Here is a 20,249-nt window from a genome sequence, read left to right as displayed (position 1 = left end):
TGATCCGGCTCTCGTTGCTCAACTGGGGGTCTTACTAGGTGGGGCGGGGCAGCGGGCAGGGCGCCCGGAGGGTGCCCGACGCTGCGCCGGACCCGGCCTAGGAGGCCCAAGTGGGAACGACGCGGGAGGAGTCAAACGGGCGGGGGCCTGGGCGGCCAGGCAGAATGCTCACGTGATCCAGCACCGCGCGTACGATCGCATGTTGCCGGCCAAGATTCAGCTGATCCCAGGACGCTGCCAGAGCGGCACCGTTGCCCACTAGGCCGTCTAGAGCGTGCGTTCCGGTGATCTGGTCCAACTGCCGCTGCGCTGTCGCGCGTCGCTTGTCCGCGGACGCTCGGGCAGCCACTAACTCGGTTCGGGACAGTTCTCCCGCTCCGAACATCTCCGCCAGTTCCCTCATCGCGTTCTGAGCGCTCGTGACTTCCCCGACCAGCACGGCGTGTCGTTCGTCCGCCGCGGCTCGACCGGCGAGCACGTCAGCAATATCCGGGGTATCAAGCCGCAGGAGCACAGCGGCGGTCACCCATTCCTCGAGCGCGCGCGCGTTGATTGTGCGCTTGCCGCACCCGCTGCGTCCCGGGCCGAAGAACACGTGTACCGGCGCACCTCCTGCTTTGCGTGACTGAGCATCACTGTGCCGCAACTGCTGCAGCGCACCAATCCGCTGAGTACGTAGCGGCGGGGTGGCCTGCGCCCGGTGCGCTGCTTCGAGTTGAACGTCGCCACAAGCTGCTCATGCTGCTGCGGGGTGATGATCGCCGGCCACGCCGCCGGCCCCGCCGGCTCGCCGTGATGATCGCGGATACCGGCAATACGCCACCCATAAGGCCCCAGCGCAGGGACTGCACAGTCCATCCCGCGGCCTTGCCAGCAGTCGGGACTTCCTCGTGATTCATCCACGTGGCCAGTGAGACAAGCGACTCGCCCGCAATGTACCGGGCGGCAACCTGGCGAATGATCGCAGCCTCCGACTCCCGGACTGTCACCTTGTCCGGCTCGAAACCAAACGGACGTTGCGCGCCACCGTTCGGCTTGCCCATCTCCACGTTCTGCTGGGTCTTGCGCTTAATGCGCTCAGACTTCCGCCGGGACTCGTTTGCCGCCACCGCACTCATGATCCTCGCTACAAACAGCCCGCTCTCGTTTCCGAGCCCCACATCGCCGGTGACTGTCGTCACGTCCACACCGGCTACCGTGCACGCCTCCACGAAGTGCTCAAGCTCGACCGGGCGACGAGTCAGCCGATAAAAATGGTAGACGAGCACGGCGTCAACGCGGCCCTCGGCGATATCGGCAACCATGCGCTCGTAACCCGGACGGTGCTTGGTGGCGAACGCCGAAATGTCGTTGTCTACGTATTCAGCGGCGATGGGCCAACCGCGCTCGGCGGCGAGTTTTCGACAGTCCTCAATATGGCGTTGAACTCCGAGCCGCTCGCCCAGCTGATCGGAAGAAATGCGGGCGTAGATCGCCGCGGCGGCGACCTGTTTCATGTTGGTCACAGCGCTACGCGCCTAAGGCGGCGTCCGGGGGATAAACCTCGCAAAGCCCAAGACGACGAGAGCTACGCCCCCGCCAGCGCCGCCAGCTCGGCCCGCACCGGGAACGCGTCGTCCTCCAGCACCAGCTGCAGCGCCGCGCCGGTCGCGCGGTTGACGATGACGGGCGCGAGCAGGTTCACGGTGCTGCCCGCGTGCGAGGGCGTCACCACCACGAGCAGCAGCGCGTCCGACTCCGACGCGATGCCGAGTTCGGTGGCACGGTCGTCGGGCAGCTCGGGAGAGTAGCCGGGGAGGTGGCGGGAGGCGTCGATAGTGAACAGGCGGATCTCCGGTCGTTCTGTCGCCGCCAGCGTGTACAGGCCGTCGGCGCCGGCGACCGGCTCCAGTGTGAAGTCGTCCAGCGGCTCCAGGCCGGGAGGCGGGGTGAGGAAGTGGAGCGCGCTCAACGGAGGAAGTCCATCAGAGTCGGCTGGAGAACGCGGGCCGTGACGGCGATCGCGGTCTGGTAGTTCACGTCCTGCGTCTTCAGGTCGAGGATCACCTTGCTGAGGTCCACATCCTCGAGCGAGGAGCGCTGGCCCTCCAGCGCGTTCGCGCCGACGGCGAGGGCGTCCTTCGCCTTGTCGACGCGGGTCTGGCGGCCGCCCACCTCCGCGTGCTCTCCCACGATCGCCTTCATCCTGTCGTCGATCTCCGCCAGGCGCGGGGTCACGTTCACGCCGGTGCGGAGGTCGTTCGCAACGTTGTCGATCAGCGCGAACACCGACGAAGCGCCGGTTCCGAAAGCCGCCGCACCGTCCGCATCCACCCGCACAGTGGTGTCGGGGCCGATCCTGCGCTCCACTGTACTTCCCGCCGTGCCGGTGAACGAGTAGTCCGGCTGGAAGGCCACACCGGCGTCCGAGTTGCCGGCGAAGACCGTGCGGCCCAGGTACGTGGTGTTCGCCAGCGACAGAAGGCTCTTCTTGAGGCCGTCCAGCTCTGTCGCGATCGACTGCTTCGCCTCGGCCGACATGGCGCCGTCGTTCGCGCCCTGCACGGTGAGGTCGCGGACGCGGTGCATCAGCGTCTCCACGGACGTGAGGGCCGAGTCGGCCGTGGTCAGCCACGCGTCGCCGTTGCCGACGTTCCGCTGGTACTGCGACGTCGCCGCCTGGTCGGAGCGCACGCCCATGGCGCTCGCCGTGGCGGTCGGGTCGTCCGAGGGCTTGTTCAGCAGGCGGCGGCTGGTCGCCTGGTCGTACAGCTGTGCCTGGCGCTGCAGGCTCAGCTGCAGGTTGCGCTGGGCGTTGAGGGTCTGGGTGGAGTTGGTCACGCGGCTGATCATGGCTATCTCCCGACGAGTCCGGTGTGGTTGATGAGCACGTCGAGGGCTTCGTCCACGGCGGTCATCACGCGCGCGGCACCCTGGTAGGCGTGCTGGAAGGACAGCATGTTCATGTTCTCCTCGTCGAGGTCGACGGAAGCTCCGGAGAGCTGTGCGGTGGTCGCCGAGCTGGTGGCCATGTCCGCCAGGTCGGACTGCTGCTGCTCGGTGCGGCTGGCGACGCCGATGCGGACCACGACGGCCGCCCACTGCTTGTCGACGGCGCTCGTGCCGGTGCCCAGCTGGCTGATCGCGTCGGCGACGCTGCCGTCTGCTCCCCCGGCGCCCGAGGTGCCGGTGGCGATCTGGCCGACGGCGGTCGGGACGACGGAGAGTCCGAGCGCGGCCGGCTTGGCCAGGTCGATGGCGAAGAAGTCGAGGCCGGTGGCGCCGGTCGGCGTCGTCCCGGTCGAGTGGATGGTGTTCACGCGCTGAGCGAGCGTGACGGCGAACGCGTTGTAGCTTGCGGCGGCCTCCGCCAGCACCCCACCGGTGCCGTTGGCGTCGGCGGGGGCCAGTGTGGAGACGGCGCCCGCGATCGAGCCGCCCTCCATCGCGATGGGCGCTCCCGGGCGGTATGCCCACTCCAGCCGAGGCGGGTCCGCCGCGGCGTCGGCCAGGCGTGACGCGCCGGCCGCCTTCACCACGTTGGCGGTCGTGCCCGAGACGAGCGCGTTCCCGCCGACCAGCACATCCACCGTGCCGTCGTCGTTCGGCCGAACCACTCCCCCGGCCAGCTTGGCGATGGAGGTGGTCAGCAGGTCGCGGCGGTCCATCAGCTCGTTCGCCGACTGGCCGCCCGCGAGCGCCGACCGGATGCGGCCGTTCAGGTCGGCGACCTCGGTAGCGGCCGTGTTCAGGTCGGAGACCATACCGTCGACCGAGGTGCGGAGCTGGCTCCACTGGTCATCGACGGCCCGGTAGCCGGCCTGCAGCTGGGTGACCAGGCTGCCGGCCTGCCCGAGCAGCACGCCGGCCGGCGCCTGCTCCCCCGCCTGGTTGGCGACGTCGCCCCAGGCGGACCAGAACTTCTGCAGCTGCGTGGACAGGCCGTTCGTCCCGGGCTCGTTCAGCGACGACTCCAGCTTCGACAGAGCGTCGGCGCGTGTGTTCGTGTAGCCGGAGAGGGCGGTCGAGCTGCGGACGCGCGCGTCGATCGCGGCGTCATCGAGGCGCTGGATGCCGTCAACACTGACGCCCTGTCCGGGTCGGACTCCCCCGCTGAAGAGCCCGGTCGCGTTGAGCGCGGGCACGCCGGAGGTGCTCACGCGCTGCCGCGTGTAGCCCGGAGTGTTGGCGTTGACGAGGTTCTGGCCGACCACATCCAGTCCCGCCTTTGCGGCGACCAGCCCCGTGTACGCGGTATTGAGGCCGCTGAAGGTGCTCACCGGATCACGCCTCCGTGTCGAAGAAGCGCGCGGTGTCACCCAGGCTGCCCGTGCCGCCTGCCCCGTACACGCCCGGGTCGTCGCCGGCGCCGGACAGGGAACTGAGCGTCTCCTGAGTGGACCGTGCCGCCTCGCGCAGCAGGCGCTCGTTGGTGTCGCGCACCTCGGAGATCTGCGACGTCAATTCGGTGAGGGCGGCCAGGTGCGAGCCGAAGATGTCCGACCAGATGCCGTTCGGCGCCGCGGTGGCGAGCTCCCGAAGGGTCACGTCCGGCCCGAGCCCCCACTCGTCCGCCAGCGCCGCGACCTCGACGGTGCGGGCGAGCCCGACCGCGCGCATCCGCTCGATGACCTGCTCGACTTCACGGGTCGCGTGGGAGATCCAGCGGGACTTGCCGGCGATCAGGAGCAGCTGCTCCTCCTCCAGCTTGAACAGCAGGAACTCCAGCAGCTCGCGCTCCTTCCACAGCTGCGCTGAAAGCTCGCTCGCGGCCATGTCGCTACCAACTTCCTCGTGAGTCGATGTGCGCACCTGGTCTCCTCGGGTCTGAAGGGCGGTGGATGCTGTCCCCCGCTTCTCCACACAATCGGCACGCCTGCGCCCGATGTTAGGCGTCGCTGCGGTCCGCAGGTGGATTCGACGTACCGCTTCCGAGGGAGATGTCAGTATTCCCCCTACTGGGGGTACGGCCTGCCCCGTAGTGGGGGCAGAGAGCATGCAATCTGAGCACTCTCGAATTGTTACGGTGAACAACGAAAGACCCCTAGCACCCGCCCGGCACCCGAGTAAGTCCGAGCGTTCACCGCACCGCCCGAGTACTGAGAGTCGTCCTCCCCGAACGAGGCCGCCGAACGTATCCGTCCGATGAAGAGGGGTCACCCAGCGTGAACCGCAACGAACGCAACGCGCTCGTCGTCGAGAACCTGCCGCTTGTCGGCTACCTGGTTTCCGACCTGTGCTCGCGCGCTACGCACCTGTCACGCGATGACCTGGCCTCCGCCGGGTCGGTCGCGCTGGTTCAGGCTGCTGACGCCTACGACGCCAGCACGGGTGTCCCGTTCGGCGCCTACGCCCGCACGCGTATCGTCGGTGCGCTCGCGGACGAACTGCGCGCCTCGGACTGGGCCACGCGCGGCGCCCGCAAGCGCATCAAGGAGACGCTGGCGGTGCAGGAGAGCCTGAGCTCGTCCCTCGGCCGGGCACCCAGCGTCGACGAGATCGCGAACGCGCTGGGCGTCGACCGCGAGACGGCCGCCGCCGGCCTCGCCGACGCAGCCAGGACCGTCTCCGCGCTCGATGAGACCATCGAGCCGCTGCTGGTGTCGGACACGACCGGCCCCGAGGAGTCGCTGCTTGCGGACGAGCAGACCGCGTACATCCGCGCCGCCGTCGCCGCTCTGCCCGACCGGATGCGGTCCATCGTCGAGGCCATCTACTTCGACGACCGCACCGTGACGGAGATCGCCGAGGAACTGGGGATCACGCACTCCGCCGTCTCCCAGCAGCGCTCGGAGGCCATCCGCCTCATGCGCGAGGGGATGGCGACGCACTACACCGACGACGGCGACCCCGTCATCATCGAGGCGAAGACCTCCCAGGCCCGGCGCAGCGCCTACCTGGCGCGTCTCGCGCAGCACGCGGTCGCGGGAGTCTCGCGCCTCTCCCCCACGTCGCCGAGCTCGGCGCGGGCGTCCTGACGACGCAGCGCTAACGGGACGGCAGCGGCAGCCGATAGAGGCTGATGCGGACCACGGAAGGGCCGCGGACCATCACCCGATCATGGAGGAAACATCATGGGTATGCAGATCAACACCAACATCGCGGCGAACAACGCCTACCGCAACCTGAACAACACGCAGGGCGACCTCTCGAAGTCGCTCGAGAAGCTGTCCAGCGGCCTCCGCATCAACCGTGCGGCGGACGACGCGGCGGGCCTCGCCATCTCCGAGGGCCTGAAGTCGCAGGTCGGCGGCCTCACCGTCGCCGCCCGCAACGCTCAGGACGGCATCAGCGTCGTGCAGACCGCGGAAGGTTCGCTGACCGAGGTCCACTCCATCCTGCAGCGCATGCGCGACCTCGCGGTGCAGGGCGGTAACGACTCGAACAACACCACCTCGCGCGCGGCCATCAAGACGGAGGCCGACGAGCTGGGCAAGGAGCTGGACCGGATCACGCAGGGCACCAACTTCAACGGGATCGACCTGCTGAAGGGCGGCAACCTGAACTTCCAGGTCGGCGCCGGTGCGACGGCCAACGACACCATCCAGGTCGGTCTCGCCGACGTCGCCACTGCGGTCGGCACCCTCTCGGGCGCGGCCGGAGCGACCGGCTTCGATGTCACCACCAACGCCGCGGCCAACACCACGATCACGGCGATCGACGGCGCGATCACCCAGATCTCGACCGCGCGTTCGGAGCTGGGCGCCTCGCAGAACCGTTTCGAGTCGGCCATCCGCAGCCTGAACGTCTCCAAGGAGAACCTGTCGGCCGCGTCCAGCCGCATCACCGACACGGACATGGCGGAGGAGATGGTGAAGTACACCCGCTCCAACATCCTGTCGCAGGCCGGTACGGCGATGCTCGCTCAGGCGAACCAGTCCAACCAGGGCGTGCTGCAGCTGCTCCGCTAGTAAGCCCGGCGGCCGGGGCGCTGTCCCCAAAGCGCGCCCCGGCCGCCGCAGCACCTGCTTCACCCCACGTCCGCGCACCACCGTCGCATCGTCGCCAGGAGGGAGACCACCGCATGAGCATGGCCATCGATGGGCTGATCAGCGGCCTGAAGACGACGGACCTGATCAACAGCCTGATGCAGGCGGAGGCGATTCCGCAGACCCTGCTGAAGAACAAGCTCGCCGACTCCACCACCTACATCACGGCGATGCAGGCCCTCAACTCGAAGGTCGCCGCTCTGGCGGACTCCGCCGGCAAGCTGGCGAAGCCCGCTGGCACCGACCTGCACACCGCGTCCACCAACTCGACCGCCGTCACCGCCACTGCGGCCACCGGGGCCGTGGACGGCACCATCGACTTCTCGGTGGACAAGCTGGCGCAGTCCCAGGTCACGGTCACCGGACCGCTGACCCAGTGGCCCGACCAGCCGCCGACGCTCACGTTCGTCGCTGCCGACGGGACCGTGAAGCAGGTCACCGCTGGCAGCTCCTCCCTCGCCGATGTCGCCGCCGCCATCAATCAGGCCGGCGTCGGGGTGAGTGCCACCCAGGTCGCGGCCGGTCTCGACCCGGCGACGGGCCAGCCGCTGTACCGCCTGCAACTGAGCTCGACGACGTCCGGCGCCGCCGGCGCGTTCACCGCGTACCGCGGGACGCCCGCCGATGTCACGGCAGGCACGGCGACGAATCTCCTGTCCGATCCGGGCGCTGCGCAGGTGCGGGCCGCCCAGGATGCGCAACTGACGCTCTGGGCGGGCACTGGTGCCGCACAGACCGTCACCAGCTCCACCAACACCTTCGCCGGCGTGCTGCCCGGCGTCTCCGTATCCGTGACCGCGGCATCCGCCACGCCGGTCACGCTCACCGTCGCGCGCGACGACGCGAGCATCACCGCCGCGGCGGGCTCGCTCGTGTCGAGTGTCAACGACATCCTGACCTTCATCGGCCAGAAGCAGGCCGTCGCCACCTCGACCGACTCCGCCGGCGGCACCGTGGTCACCGGCGGGGCGTTCACCGGCGACTCGAGCGCCCGCGACGTGAACCAGCAACTGGTGGATGCGATCAGCTCCCCCGTCAACGGCGTCTCCCCCTCGACCTACGGCATCAGCATCCAGCGCGACGGCACGGTCACCTTCGACCAGAAGGTGTTCGGCGCGGCCATGGCCGCCGACCCGGACACGGTGAAGGGCGCGCTGACGACCATCGCGCAGCGGGTCGCCGACGCTGCGACCGGCGCCAGCGACACGTACACCGGCTCGCTCTCCCTTCGGATCAAGGGCGAGCAGTCGACCGTCACCGACCTCAACGACCAGATCACCGACTGGGACACCCGCCTCACCGACCGTCGGTCCACGCTCGAGAAGACGTACGCGAACCTCGAGGTGCAGCTGCAGCAGCTGCAATCCCAGTCCTCCTGGCTGACCGGCCAGCTGTCCTCCCTCCCCACTGCGAGCGCCTGATGAACGTCCTCTCCTCCGCGGCTGCCAAGCTCTCCGCGTACAACCGCGACAGCGTCCTCTCGGCCAGCCCGGCTCGCCTGCTCACCATGCTCTACGACCGCCTGCTGCTCGACCTGACGCGGGGCGAGTCGGCGCTCGAAGCGGCGCAGTGGCCCACCGCGTGGGAGAACCTGCGTCACGCCGACCAGATCGTCGCCGAGCTGGCGGGCACGCTGCGGGTCGAACTGTGGGACGGCGCCGAGGGGCTGCTGCAGCTGTACGGCTACCTCGCCGACCTGATCGTGGGCGGGATGATCGAGCGCGATCCCGCGAAGGTGCGCGAAGCCATCGAACTCGCCGAACCGCTGCGCCAGACCTGGCACGAGGCGGCACGCCTGCTGCCCGCGATCGCCGACGGCATGGATGCGGATCGGGGCCTCGGTGTCGCCTGAGGCTGTGCCGGTCGGCGCCGTGCGCGACGAGACCCTCGCGTGGTCGGACGCCTTGACCCGGATGGAGCACGAACTGCACGGAGCGCTCGCCGCAGTGGACCCTGTCCCCTGGCGTCCGCCGATCGCACTGGGCCCGATCCCGCCGGAGCTGCAGGAGCGCGCGACGCGACTGCTGGAGGCGCAGATGCACACCATCCGGTACCTGGAGGACGTGCGTCAGACGACGGCGCGGCACCTCGCGGCGGTGCGGGCTGTACCCCGGTCGGAGGTCGGGCCGCACCCCGTCTACTTCGACCTGATCGGCTGACTCCCTAGCAGGTTGTCCACCTGTGGATAACCCTGTTGAGAATACGTGGATGAATGCATTATTGGTGTGGAGGACACGCGCGGGATGTGTGGGCTCTCAGATTCTCAGGTTTTGAAAAGTGCAGCTGACCAGCAGTTTCGCTGCGCGACACGGTCATTCGAAGGTCTCTTCGAAAACACACGGTTGTAATTCACACCGGGGTACAAGCTGTGGATGACCTTGTGGGAATCGTCCACCGAACGTCCCCCCAACGCGGTGCCTAACGGTTGCGGGGGAGCGGCCGATAGCTCTTCCTGAGCACGGATCGCTCATCGACTGGCCACGGACGGGCCGCCCCTCGACCCTGGAGTGCAGCTGTGCTCGAATCCGTGACCAGTGCCGCCCTCGCGAGCGCCCTCGACGGCCTCGCCGCGCGGCAGCGCGCCATCGCGAACAACATCGCCAACGTGAACACGCCGGGCTACACCGCGGAACGCGTGTCGTTCGAGGACGCCCTCGCCGCCTCGGTGGCCGGCCACGACGGGCACGCCAGCGCGACGACCGCTCGGTCGCTCGAACCCACGCGGCTCGACGGCAACAACGTGAACCTCGACACCGAGACCCTCTCCAACGTGGACACGGTGCTGCGCTTCCAGTTCGCCTCGCAGGCCGCCGGCAATCAGTTCTCCGCCATCCGCGCCGCCCTGAAGACCAGCTGAGTCCGGGATTCGACCTCAAGGAGCATGACGTGACCTTCGACGCCATCGGGATCGCCGGAACCGGCCTGACCCTGCACCGCAAGTGGCTGGACGCCATTTCGGACAACCTCGCCAACGTCAACACCGCGAAGCCGACCGACGGCGCCGCCTTCCAAGCCCGCTACATCGTGGCGCAAGAGGGGGAGGGCACCTCGGGCGTCTACGTCGGTGGGGCGGCCTACGGCAGCGCCGAGGGCCGGCTGGTGTACGAGCCGGACAACCCGATCGCCGACGCGAAGGGCTACGTCCGCTACCCGGACATCGACCTGGCGTCGCAGATGGGTGCGCTCATCATGGCGCAGCGCGGCTACCAGGCCAACGCCGGGGTCGTCGACCGTGCGAAGGAAACCTACCAGGCCGCCCTTCAGATCGGGAGGAACTGATGCCCATCCCCGCCATCGGCGCCCTCTCCGGGGTCACCGCGAGCATCGGCGCGGCCGCGACGCCTGCGACGAACGGAACCGGGGGAGCGGACTTCGGCAACGCTCTCACCGGCGCCGTCGACAACCTGCAGCAGCTGCAGGGCACCAGCGACAAGCTGGCCATCCAGGCCGTCACCGGCAACCTGGACGACATCCATAACGCCACCCTCGCCTCCACCCGCGCCCAGGTGACGATGGAGCTCGTCGCCGGCGTCCGGAACAAGGCGGTCGACGCCTTCAATGAGATCATGCGGATGCAGGCCTGATGCCCCAGCAGGTGACGAGCTTCTTCCGCCGGATCGGTGACGCGATCCGCGGCTTCAGCGTGGCCCAGCGGGTCATCGCTCTCATCGGCGTTGCGGTGGTCGTCCTCGGTGCGACCGGGATCGCGATGTGGGCATCCCAGCCGTCGTACACGCCGCTGTTCTCGGGGATCGCCGCCTCCGACGCCTCCTCGATCGTCGACCAGCTGCGCACCGATGGGGTGCCGTACCAGCTGACGGACGGAGGCGCCACCATCCTGGTCCCTCAGGAGAAGGTGTACGACGAGCGCCTGAAGGCGGCGTCGGCCGGGCTGCCCGCCACCTCCACGGGTGGGTATTCGCTCCTCGACAAGATGGGCGTCACGTCATCCGAGTTCCAGCAGAACGTCACATACAAGCGGGCGATGGAGGGGGAGCTCGGCAACACCATCGCCGCCATGAAGGGCGTCAAGACGGCGTCCGTGCGCCTGGCGATCCCGGAGGACACCGTGTTCGCGGCCGAGAAGAAGGACCCGACGGCCTCGGTCTTCGTCGAGACGCAGAACGGCGTCACGCTCAACGGCGACCAGGTGCAGGCCATCGTCCACCTGACCAGCGCGGCTGTTGCCGGCATGAAGCCGACCGATGTCGCGGTGGTGGATGCCGACGGCACTGTACTGAGCACGGTCGGCGGCGGCGCGACCGGGGGAGCGGACAAGCAGGCGGGCGACTACGAGACCCGTGTGAAGGCGGCCGTGCAGGAGATGCTCGACAAGGTGGTCGGCGTCGGCAACGCGACGGTCGCCGTGGCGGCGGACGTCAGCACCGAGAGCGCCCAGCGCACCGAGGAGTCGTACGCGGCCCCCACCGCGGCCCCGTCGCTGAGTGAGACCACGCAGAAGGAGACCTACACCGGCTCAGGCAGCGGTGCGAGCGCGGGCGTGCTCGGGCCGGACAACATCGCCGTCCCGAACGGCGGCACCGGCAACGGAACCTTCAACTCGGAGTCGAGCACCAAGGACAACGCGGTCGACAAGGTTACCGAGCAGCGCACCATCCCGGCCGGTGCGATCAACCGGCAGACCGTCTCGGTCGCGCTCAACTCGGACGCCGTCAACGGGGTCAGCGCGAACGAGGTGCGCAACCTGGTCAACGCGGCCGCCGGCATCGACCTGAAGCGCGGCGACTCGGTGAGCGTCGAGATGGTGCCGTTCAGCAAGGCGGGTGCGACCGAAGCGGCGAAGGCGCTGCAGGAGACGAAGGATGCGGCCGCCGCCGACCAGCTGACGAGCCTCATCCGCACCTCCGTCATCGCGGCCGCCATCGTCGCCGCGGCGATCATCGCGTTCCTCCTGTTCCGCCGGAGCCGCCGGCGTGCGACCGAGCTGGCCGACCTCGCCGTGGACGCCGACACGCTCGCGCTGGGTGCGGGGACGTTCCCGATCGCGCTCGAACAGGCGGCGCCCACGGTCCCCATGCAGCTGGACCCGCTGCCCGACCTGACGCCCGACCCGGCCGAACTTGAGGCGGACCGCCGCAAGGCTGACATCGAGGCGCTCGCCGAGCGCGATCCACAGCGCACGGCGGAGTTCCTCCGCAGCCTCATGGATGACAGGGCGGGCGTATGAGCACGGCTCTGAGCGGCGCGCAGAAGGTCGCCGTGGTGCTGATGAACATGGATCAGCAGCGCGCGGCCCAGGTGATGAAGCAGTTCTCCGACGAGGAGGCCGACGAGATCACCGCGGAGATCCTGCGCCTGCGGCGGGTGGATCCCGGCGTCGCCGAGAAGGCCCTGAGCGAGTTCCACGACCTCGCGACCCGCGGAACGGTGACCGCGCGTGGCGGCCGGGACATCGCGGTCGGGCTGTTGGAGGCGTCGTTCGGCGCCGAGCGCGCGACGGGCGTGCTCAACCGGGTGGCGTCGAACCTGGCGGGCAAGCAGTTCGAGTTCCTGGACTCGGTGGAGCCGGCCCACGTGCAGATGCTGCTGGCCGGCGAGCTGCCGCAGACCAGCGCACTGGTGCTCGCGCACCTGCGCGCGGACCACGCGTCCCGCATCCTGACCGGGCTCGACGACGCCGCGCGCACCGAGGTGGCGCACGCCATCGCAACGATGGGCTCGCCCAGCCCGGACGCCGTCCGCGTGGTCGCCGAGACGCTGAAGCAGCGCGCCAGCGCCGTCGTGTCGTCGCGCGCGTCGTCCGACGCCGTCGGGGGGGTGCAGCCGCTCGTCGACATCATCAACCGCGCCGACGCGGCCACCGAGAAGGCGCTGCTGGAGGCGCTGGAGCAGCGCGACCCGCAGCTTGCCGAAGAGGTGCGGTCGCGCATGCTGACGTTCGACGACATCGTCCGGCTGGAAGCGCGCGACGTGCAGCAGGTGCTCCGCGGGGTGGATGCCGCGGTGCTGGCGGTCGCGATGAAGGGCGCGACGCCGGGGGTCACCGAGATCATCACGACGAACCTGTCGGAGCGCAACCGCGAGATCCTCGAGGACGAGGTGCGCATCCTGGGCCCGGTCCGCGTCTCGCAGGTCGAGGACGCGCGCGCCGAGATCGTGCGGGCCATCCGCGACCTGGAGGCGACGGGCGCGATCACCGTGCAGCGTGGGGACGAGGACGCGTATGTCGAGTGACGCTGCGCCGGCCTTCGAGCCGTACGCCGTCCCGGTGCTGGCCGAGACGGAGCACGAGCGTGCCGCGATGGCGGCCGCCCGTTCGCGTGGCTACGCGGCGGGCTTCGCCGAGGGCGGGCGCGCGGCCGCCGAGGAACAGAGGCGCTGGCTCGCGGCCGCGGAGGACGCGCGCGCCGCGGAGAGCGCGGAGGCGGCCGACCGGGTCGCGGTGCTGGCGTCGGCCCTGCGCGGTGCCGCGATCGAGCTGCGCGAGGCGACCGTGCCCGTGCTGGCCGAGGCGGAGTCGGCGCTCGTGACGGCGGCCTTCGAGCTGGCGACCGCGGTGGTCGGTGTCGCGCTGGAGGACCGACTGAGTGCGGCGCGCGCTGCCGTTCAGCGCGTGGTGTCGGCGGTCGACGCCGGCGCTGTCCCGGCCGTGCGCCTGCACCCCGACGACGTGGAGGCGCTCCGCCAGGCGGGTCTCGTCGACGGGGACGTGCGCCTGATCGCCGACCCGACGCTGTCTCGCGGGGATGCGATCGGCGAGCTGCCGACCGGGTGGCTGGATGCGCGCATCCAAGAGGCTCTCGCGCGGGCGAAGGGGGCGCTCTCGTGAGCTCCGTCCTGAGCCGTTGGGGGACCGCCGTCGAAGCGGCGGGCGTCGAGCGCGTCGGCCGGGTCAGCGGAGTCGTCGGCCTGGGCGCCGAGCTGGAAGGTGTGCCTGCAGCCATCGGCGACGTGGTCGTCATCGGCGAGAACCCGGGCGTCCACGCCGAGGTCGTGGCCACCACCGCCGAGCGCGTGCGCGTCATGCCGTACGGGCCGCTGACGGGCGTCGCGGCAGGCGCGCCCGCGCGGGCGGTGCGTGCACCGCTGCTCGTGCCGACCGGGCGCGGGATACTCGGCCGCGTCGTCGACGCCCTCGGCCGGCCGGTCGACGGCAAGGGACCGATCGCGCCCGACGGCTTCGTCACCCTCGGCAACCGCGCGCCGGACGCGATGCGCCGCGCGCGCATCCTGCAGCCCCTCGGCCTCGGTGTGCGCGTGCTGGACACGATGGTGACCGCCGGGCGGGGGCAGCGCCTCGGGCTGTTCGCCGGATCAGGGGTCGGCAAGTCATCGCTGCTGTCGATGATCGCCCGTGGGACCGACGCCCAGGTCTCCGTCATCGCGCTGGTGGGGGAGCGCGGCCGCGAGGTGCGCGAGTTCCTCGAGGACGACCTCGGCCCGGCAGGCCTCGCGCGGTCGGTGGTCGTCGTGGCCACCTCCGACGAGCCCGCCGTGATGCGACTCCGTGCGGCGTTCGCCGCGACCAGGATCGCCGAGGCCTTCCGCGACGAGGGTGCCGACGTCGTCCTCATGATGGACTCGCTCACCCGCGTCGCCATGGCGCAGCGCGAGATCGGCCTCTCGGCGGGCGAACCGCCGGCCACCCGAGGCTACCCGCCGTCGACGTTCTCGCTGCTGGCGCAGCTGCTGGAGCGCGCGGGGACCGGCGAGGTCGGTTCGATCACCGGCCTGTACACGGTGCTGGTCGACGGCGACGACCACAACGAGCCGATCGCCGACGCCGCCCGCTCCATCCTCGACGGGCACGTCGTGCTCGACCGGCGGCTTTCGGTGGTCGGACACTTCCCGTCCGTGGACGTGCTCGGCTCGGTCTCCCGGCTGGCGACCCGGGTGACCACGCAGCAGCAGCGGGCTGCAGCCGTGGCGTTGCGCAGCATCCTCGCCGCCAAGGTGGCCGCGCAGGACCTGCTGGACGTCGGCGCCTACAAGCCGGGCACGAACCCCAAGGTGGATGCCGCCGTCGCCCACGCAGACGCGATCGACGCGTTCCTGCAGCAGGGCATCGCCGAGCCGGCCGACGCAGGCGAATCGTGGGCACGCCTCGAGGCGCTCATCGGAATGCTGGGAGGCGCGTGATGGCACGAGCGTTCGCACTGGCCGGGCTGCTCCGGCTGCGGCAGATCGAGAAGGAGCACGCGGCGAGCGACCTCGCCGCGGCCAATGCACTGCGGCGGGATGCGGGGGAGCGGCAGGCGCGTGCCATCGCCGCGCTGCACGCGGTGCCGGCCGACGCCACCGACTCGGGCACACTGTTCGCGATGGCGGCGGCGCGGGCCTCCAGCCGCAGCATGCTCGCCGACCTGAATGCCCTCACCGCGCAGACCGAAGCACAGGCCGAGGCGGCGCAGCAGGCGTTCACGGAGGCGAAGAAGCGCGCGGTCGGGCTGGAGAAGCTCGAGACGCGCCACCGCGATGGCGTCGTCGCGGGCGACCTCCGCACCGAGCAGGCCGCCATCGACGAGGTCGCGACCGGCGCGTGGCAGCGCGCCCGGGAGGGCGGAGAAGCATGACTGTGACGGATGCGATCGGCCGGATCGCGCAGATCCAGGCGACCCTGGTCCAGCTGGACACCGGGCTGAAGTCGCCGACCACCTCGGCGGCCGGGGCGTCGGCGGGTTCGGGGAGCGCGTCGACCTCGGCCACCTCGGCCACCGACTTCGCCTCGGCCCTCTCCGGCGCGCTTGGCGCGACCGACGGCACCCCGGCAGGCGGAGTGACGGGCGCCGACGTGGTCGCCGACGCCAAGAAGTACCTCGGCGTCCCCTACGTGTTCGGCGGCACCAGCGCCTCCGGACTCGACTGCTCGGGCCTCGTGCAGCGCGTGTTCAAGGACCTCGGCATCGACGTTCCACGCCTGGTCTCCGGCCAGTCGAAGGTCGGAACGGAGGTGCCGTCGCTGGCGCAGGCGAAACCGGGCGACATCATCGTGACCAATGGGGGCGAGCACATCGTCATCTACGCGGGCGACGGCAAGGTGATCCACGCCCCGAGCGAAGGACGGAACGTCAGCCTGGTGGACAACTGGATGAGCGACTCCGACATCGTGACCATCCGCCGGCTGGTGCCGCAGGCGGCGCCGGCGGCTCCCGCGGCGAGCGCGGCGGCCGCGGCGGCCGCCTCGGCGTACGGCTCGGGGTCATCCGCCCAGGCCGACATGCTGCGCTCGCTGTTCGCGTCGCTGGCGCAGGGGGGATCGCAGTGAACCCGGCAGCAGTGACCGCGGGGCCGCCGGCGGTTGCACCGGCCGGCCGGCCGGCGACGGCAGGCGCCGGGAAGGCCTCGTCCGACGCGTTCGGCGCGTTCCTGCGCGGAGCGGTGGACGCGAGCCCGCGGAGCGGCGGCCACAACGACGAGCGAGCGGATGCGGCGCATCGTCACGCGGACCGGCCCGGGGTGCGCAACGGCCACACGACGCGCTCACAGCGTGCCGATGCCGGCGCCGACGCGGGGCAGAACGTCGGGACGACGCCGAGCGATACAGCGACGGAGACGAAGGGGGAGGCAGCGGCAGCCGCGACGGCAACGGCAAGCGATACGACTCCCGCAAGCCCCGCGGTGATCCCGGTCCCGGATGCCGTCGCGAGTCCGCCGGCCGTCGTCCCTTGCACACCCGCTGCGGTGATGGCCGCTGTAGCGCTCCCTGCCGGCGTTGCCACCGCCGCCTCGTCGCAGTCCACCGCTGCAGGCGGTTTGCCCCATGTCCAAGCGGCCGCGGCGGACACTTCCGCGCCGACCGCACTCGCCGCCGTGTCTCCGGCCCCCGCGGCGGCTTCCTCGCTGGCGACGGAGGTCGCCGCAGACGTTCCGACCGTGGTGCCCGGTACCGCTCGGCCGAAGCCGACCTCGACTCAGGCGAGTCGCGTCCCGGCAGGAGTGGCGGCGACACCGCCCGCCACCGACGCTTCGGCCCGCGGCTCGTCACCCGCGCTCGTCGTGGCCGCAGCGGCCGCCTCCGCTACCGACGCCGCACCTGCTGGTCCCGGCGCGGCGACCCGGCTCATCCGAACGGACTCTCGACCCGCCAACGCTGCTGCGCCGGCGGCGGTGCCGGCCTCGGCGACAGCGCCCTCGGCGACAGTGCCGGCGGCGACCGGTCCGTCGGCAGCGGTCGCACCCACCGCATCCCTTCGCCCTAAGGCGCCGACCGCAGAGCCCCCCGGTCCGACCGCTGCGCCCGCCACGCCTGGCCCTGTCGCGACGGCTCCCGCTGACCGCGCCCTCGCCGCACCGGCCGCCCAACCGCCCGCACCGGCCGCATCCACCGCCCCGCCGCTCACCACTCAGCTCGCGCGCCCGGTGTTCACCCTGGCGGCGGCAGGAGCCGGCGAACACGTCATGACCGTGCACGTCACCCCGGACACCCTGGGCCCGGTGACCGTGCGGGCGCACGTCGGTGGCGAGGGCGTCCGGGTCGAGTTGTTCGCACCGACCGACGCGGGGCGGGATGCGCTGCGCGCGATCCTGCCCGACCTCCGGCGCGACCTGACCGGGGCGGGATTGACCGCCTCGCTGGACCTCTCATCGCAGAACCAGCCCTCGCCGCAGCACGACGCGCCCGCGGGCGGCCGCGAGGCACTCGGCCAGCGACGCGACGAGCCCCGACCGGACACGGCGCCCGCCGGATCCACCCGCTCCACCCCGGCCGCGACCGCGGACGGGTCCACGCACACCATCGACCTGATCGTCTAGAAGGGAGCCACCGTGGCCGTCGACCCCATCACCGGAGCAGACACCGCCTCCACCGGGGGCATCTACTCCAGCACCCCCACGCGCGCGCCGAAGCAGTCGCTCGACAGCGAGGCGTTCATGCAGCTGCTGGTCACCCAGCTCCGCAACCAGGACCCCAGCTCGCCGATGGACACCAACCAGATGATCTCGCAGACCACCCAGCTGGCCACCATGGAGAAACTGACCAGCATGGACACCACCTCCCAGGAGGGCTTCGCCCTGCAGATGCGGCAGGCGGCGGCAGCGCTGATCGGTCACACGGTCAGCTACCTCGACAAGAGCGGGACGGCGCAGACCGGCACCGCGTCGTCCGTCTCGTACGCCGGGTCCGTCCCGATCGTCACCATCGGCGACCAGAAGATCGCCCTGGACTCCATCCTCGGCGTGGTCAGCCCGGCCGGCACCGGCTCGGGCGCATCGGGCCCCACGACCGCGCCGACCGCCTGACCTCCCCTTCGACCTTCCTCACGAAAGGAACCACCATGCTCCGCTCGCTCTACTCCGGAATCTCCGGCCTCCGCTCCCACCAGGCCATGCTCGACGTCACGGGCAACAACATCGCCAACGTCAACACCACAGCGTTCAAGTCGTCCGCCGTGCAGTTCCAGGACACCCTCTCGCAGCTCGTGAAGGGCGCCGGCGGCGCTCAGGCCGAGACCGGCGGCACCAACCCGGCGCAGATCGGCCTCGGCGTGCTGGTCGCCGGAATCTCCACCAACTTCACCCAGGGCGCAGCCCAGGCCACCGGCCGCTCCACCGACATGATGATCAACGGCGACGGATTCTTCGTCATGAAGGTCGGCGGCCAGACCGTGTACACGCGCGCCGGCTCACTCGACCCGGACGCGCTCGGGCGCCTCGTCGGACCCGGCGGGGCCATCCTGCAGGGCTGGAACGCCGTGAACGGCGTGGTGCAGCAGGGCGGGGCGCTCAGCGACATCACCATCCCGCTGAAGGCGGTCACCCCGGCCGCCGCATCCACCAGCGCGAACGTCACCGGCAACCTGCCGTCCGATGCGACGAACGGTGACCAGTTGGTTCGCGACATCAACGTCTTCGACGCCAACGGGACCGCGCGCAAGCTGACGCTGACCTTCACCAAAAACGCGACCGGCTGGGATGTGGCGGGCGCGGATGCCGCCGGCGCCACCGGCACCGGAACGCTCACGTTCACCAACGGCGTGCTCACCGGCGGTGGTGCCCTGACGGTCGGCGGGGTCGCGGTGAACCTCGCAGCGGTGACCGGCTACTCCGGCATCACCACGGTCGCGTTCAAGGACCAGGACGGCCGCGCCGCCGGCACCTTGGAGTCCTTCACCCTGGACAAGGACGGCACCATCACCGGCCTCTTCTCGAACGGCGACAAGCAGGCGGTCGGCCGCATCGCGCTCGCCACGTTCGTCAACCCGGGCGGCCTCGAGAAGGCGGGCGGCTCGACGTACCGCGGGACGGTCAACTCCGGCGCGGCCCAGCTGGGCGGTCCCGGCGAGGACGGCCTGGGCCAGCTGCAGGGCGGCTCGCTCGAGATGTCGAACGTGGACCTGTCGCAGGAGTTCACCAACCTGATCGTCGCGCAGCGCGGCTTCCAGGCGAACGCCCGCATCATCACCACGTCCGACGAGGTGCTCCAGGAGCTGACCAACCTGAAGCGCTGAGCGCACGCCCCCGCAGGGTCGTCGAGTAGCGACATCTCGTCACCACTCGCGCCGGATTCCGACATCCACTCACGGCTCGGCGGGGGACGGCCGGGGCGGCGTCCACGTCGTAGGCTCGGTCCGTGCCCATCCTCCAGGAGCTGGCGCCGACCGTGCTCGGCGTCGCGGTGCTCGCGCTGCTCGCCGTGGCGGTGCTCGCCGCCTACCGGGTGCCGCACCGCTGGGCTCCCGCCCTGGCGATTCTGCGGGGAGCGGCCCAGCTGGCGGTCATCAGCGTCGTCCTCTCCGGCGTCATCACCAACCCGGTCTGGGTGGCACTGGCCCTCCTGGTGATGTTCTCGGTGGCTGCGGCCACCGCCACGCACCGGATCGGCTGGTCCGGGCAGCACGCGCTGATGATGGCCACCGCAATGGCGACCGGTGTCATCGTGTCGTTCTCGGTCGTGTTCCTCACCGGCGCCATCCAGTTCAGCGCACGGTATGCGCTGGCGATCGGCGGCATCGTGATCGGCAACTCGATGAGCATCGCCACGCTCGCCGGGCGCCGGTTCGCCGAGGCGGTGGGCGACCACTGGGATGAGGTGGAGGGCTGGCTCGCGCTCGGCGCCACTCCGCGGCAGTCCACGCTCGACCAGGCGCGGGGAGCGGTCTACTCGGCGCTCATCCCCTCCGTCGACCAGACGAAGACGACCGGGCTGGTCACGCTGCCCGGAGCGTTCGTCGGCGCGATCTTCGGCGGAGTGTCACCGCTCGAAGCCGGCCGCTTCCAGGTCGTGGTGCTCGCCGCGATCATGGCGGCCGGCGCGATCACGGCGGTGATCGTCTCGACGTGGCTCGCGCCCGTCCGGGTGCGCCCTGCTGCGCTGCGCTGAAC

Annotated in this window: 24 protein-coding genes; 18 read left to right on the top strand and 6 right to left on the bottom strand. The window is 70.7% G+C overall.

Translation table 11 applies throughout. The features are described from left to right. Positions 1-522 precede the first annotated feature (522 nt). From AB4079_RS07985 to AB4079_RS07960, 6 genes are all read right to left on the bottom strand, one after another. Positions 523-633 (bottom strand): hypothetical protein, encoded by a 111-nt coding sequence (locus AB4079_RS07985; protein ID WP_441786757.1) that lies wholly within the window; start codon positions 631-633, stop codon positions 523-525. Continuing rightward, complete coding sequence (locus AB4079_RS07980; protein ID WP_441786925.1) at positions 633-1,496, bottom strand: recombinase family protein; 864 nt, start codon at positions 1,494-1,496, stop codon at positions 633-635. The genes AB4079_RS07985 and AB4079_RS07980 overlap by 1 nt, the downstream gene beginning before the upstream one ends. A 71-nt stretch (positions 1,497-1,567) precedes the next feature. Next, on the bottom strand, positions 1,568-1,951 hold the full coding sequence (locus AB4079_RS07975; protein ID WP_441786756.1) for a flagellar assembly protein FliW: 384 nt from the start codon (positions 1,949-1,951) through the stop codon (positions 1,568-1,570). Continuing rightward, positions 1,948-2,820: a flagellar hook-associated protein FlgL gene (gene flgL, locus AB4079_RS07970; protein ID WP_441786755.1), complete on the bottom strand. Its 873-nt coding sequence runs from the start codon at positions 2,818-2,820 to the stop codon at positions 1,948-1,950. The genes AB4079_RS07975 and flgL overlap by 4 nt, the downstream gene beginning before the upstream one ends. 14 nt (positions 2,821-2,834) lie before the next feature. Then, positions 2,835-4,259 carry a flagellar hook-associated protein FlgK gene (flgK, locus tag AB4079_RS07965; RefSeq protein WP_441786754.1) on the bottom strand — a complete coding sequence of 475 codons (1,425 nt, stop codon included), beginning with the start codon at positions 4,257-4,259 and terminating at the stop codon, positions 2,835-2,837. A 4-nt stretch (positions 4,260-4,263) separates the two neighbouring features. Beyond that, entirely contained in the window at positions 4,264-4,755 is a 492-nt protein-coding gene (locus tag AB4079_RS07960) for a flagellar protein FlgN (protein WP_441786924.1), read from the bottom strand. 389 nt (positions 4,756-5,144) lie between these two features. On the opposite strand from AB4079_RS07960, the gene AB4079_RS07955 reads away from it, so the two are divergent. The 18 genes from AB4079_RS07955 to AB4079_RS07870 all read left to right on the top strand — a co-directional run bounded on the left by AB4079_RS07955 (position 5,145) and on the right by AB4079_RS07870 (position 20,247). Further along, entirely contained in the window at positions 5,145-5,957 is an 813-nt protein-coding gene (locus AB4079_RS07955) for a sigma-70 family RNA polymerase sigma factor (RefSeq protein WP_441786753.1), read from the top strand. A gap of 96 nt (positions 5,958-6,053) precedes the next feature. Then, the gene (locus tag AB4079_RS07950; protein ID WP_441786752.1) at positions 6,054-6,890 is read left to right on the top strand and encodes a flagellin N-terminal helical domain-containing protein; all 837 of its coding nucleotides are present in this window, start codon (positions 6,054-6,056) and stop codon (positions 6,888-6,890) included. Between the two features lie 113 nt (positions 6,891-7,003). Then, on the top strand, positions 7,004-8,389 hold the full coding sequence (fliD, locus tag AB4079_RS07945) for a flagellar filament capping protein FliD (RefSeq protein ID WP_441786751.1): 1,386 nt from the start codon (positions 7,004-7,006) through the stop codon (positions 8,387-8,389). Next, the gene (locus AB4079_RS07940; protein ID WP_441786750.1) at positions 8,389-8,820 is read left to right on the top strand and encodes a flagellar export chaperone FliS; all 432 of its coding nucleotides are present in this window, start codon (positions 8,389-8,391) and stop codon (positions 8,818-8,820) included. The genes fliD and AB4079_RS07940 overlap by 1 nt, the downstream gene beginning before the upstream one ends. A 4-nt stretch (positions 8,821-8,824) precedes the next feature. Next, on the top strand, positions 8,825-9,127 hold the full coding sequence (locus AB4079_RS07935; RefSeq protein ID WP_441786749.1) for a hypothetical protein: 303 nt from the start codon (positions 8,825-8,827) through the stop codon (positions 9,125-9,127). 356 nt (positions 9,128-9,483) lie between these two features. Then, on the top strand, positions 9,484-9,825 hold the full coding sequence (locus AB4079_RS07930) for a flagellar basal body rod protein FlgB (protein WP_441786748.1): 342 nt from the start codon (positions 9,484-9,486) through the stop codon (positions 9,823-9,825). A 29-nt stretch (positions 9,826-9,854) separates the two neighbouring features. Next, positions 9,855-10,247 (top strand): flagellar basal body rod protein FlgC, encoded by a 393-nt coding sequence (locus AB4079_RS07925; protein ID WP_441786747.1) that lies wholly within the window; start codon positions 9,855-9,857, stop codon positions 10,245-10,247. Next, the gene (fliE, locus tag AB4079_RS07920; RefSeq protein ID WP_441786746.1) at positions 10,247-10,552 is read left to right on the top strand and encodes a flagellar hook-basal body complex protein FliE; all 306 of its coding nucleotides are present in this window, start codon (positions 10,247-10,249) and stop codon (positions 10,550-10,552) included. The genes AB4079_RS07925 and fliE overlap by 1 nt, the downstream gene beginning before the upstream one ends. Then, positions 10,552-12,156, top strand: a complete 1,605-nt coding sequence (gene fliF / locus AB4079_RS07915) for a flagellar basal-body MS-ring/collar protein FliF (RefSeq protein ID WP_441786745.1) — start codon at positions 10,552-10,554, stop codon at positions 12,154-12,156. The genes fliE and fliF overlap by 1 nt, the downstream gene beginning before the upstream one ends. Continuing rightward, complete coding sequence (fliG, locus tag AB4079_RS07910; RefSeq protein ID WP_441786744.1) at positions 12,153-13,163, top strand: flagellar motor switch protein FliG; 1,011 nt, start codon at positions 12,153-12,155, stop codon at positions 13,161-13,163. Before fliF ends, fliG begins: the two co-directional genes overlap by 4 nt. Continuing rightward, complete coding sequence (locus AB4079_RS07905; protein ID WP_441786743.1) at positions 13,153-13,758, top strand: FliH/SctL family protein; 606 nt, start codon at positions 13,153-13,155, stop codon at positions 13,756-13,758. Before fliG ends, AB4079_RS07905 begins: the two co-directional genes overlap by 11 nt. Then, positions 13,755-15,068 carry a FliI/YscN family ATPase gene (locus AB4079_RS07900; protein ID WP_441786742.1) on the top strand — a complete coding sequence of 438 codons (1,314 nt, stop codon included), beginning with the start codon at positions 13,755-13,757 and terminating at the stop codon, positions 15,066-15,068. The genes AB4079_RS07905 and AB4079_RS07900 overlap by 4 nt, the downstream gene beginning before the upstream one ends. Beyond that, positions 15,068-15,502, top strand: coding sequence for a hypothetical protein (locus AB4079_RS07895; protein WP_441786741.1), 435 nt, complete (start codon positions 15,068-15,070; stop codon positions 15,500-15,502). Before AB4079_RS07900 ends, AB4079_RS07895 begins: the two co-directional genes overlap by 1 nt. Further along, entirely contained in the window at positions 15,499-16,194 is a 696-nt protein-coding gene (locus AB4079_RS07890) for a C40 family peptidase (protein WP_441786740.1), read from the top strand. Before AB4079_RS07895 ends, AB4079_RS07890 begins: the two co-directional genes overlap by 4 nt. Further along, positions 16,191-17,681 (top strand): flagellar hook-length control protein FliK, encoded by a 1,491-nt coding sequence (locus AB4079_RS07885; RefSeq protein ID WP_441786739.1) that lies wholly within the window; start codon positions 16,191-16,193, stop codon positions 17,679-17,681. The genes AB4079_RS07890 and AB4079_RS07885 overlap by 4 nt, the downstream gene beginning before the upstream one ends. Before the next feature lie 12 nt (positions 17,682-17,693). After that, entirely contained in the window at positions 17,694-18,167 is a 474-nt protein-coding gene (locus tag AB4079_RS07880; protein ID WP_441786738.1) for a flagellar hook assembly protein FlgD, read from the top strand. Between the two features lie 35 nt (positions 18,168-18,202). Continuing rightward, positions 18,203-19,375: a flagellar hook protein FlgE gene (locus AB4079_RS07875; RefSeq protein WP_441786737.1), complete on the top strand. Its 1,173-nt coding sequence runs from the start codon at positions 18,203-18,205 to the stop codon at positions 19,373-19,375. A 122-nt stretch (positions 19,376-19,497) separates the two neighbouring features. Continuing rightward, positions 19,498-20,247, top strand: coding sequence for an ABC transporter permease (locus AB4079_RS07870; protein WP_441786736.1), 750 nt, complete (start codon positions 19,498-19,500; stop codon positions 20,245-20,247). Positions 20,248-20,249 lie beyond the last annotated feature (2 nt).

It is taken from the genome of Leifsonia sp. 2MCAF36 (genome assembly GCF_052115525.1).
GTDB lineage: Bacteria > Actinomycetota > Actinomycetes > Actinomycetales > Microbacteriaceae > Leifsonia.
Note: the sequence above shows the minus strand (reverse complement) of the source record. Positions and strands in the feature narration are given on the sequence as shown.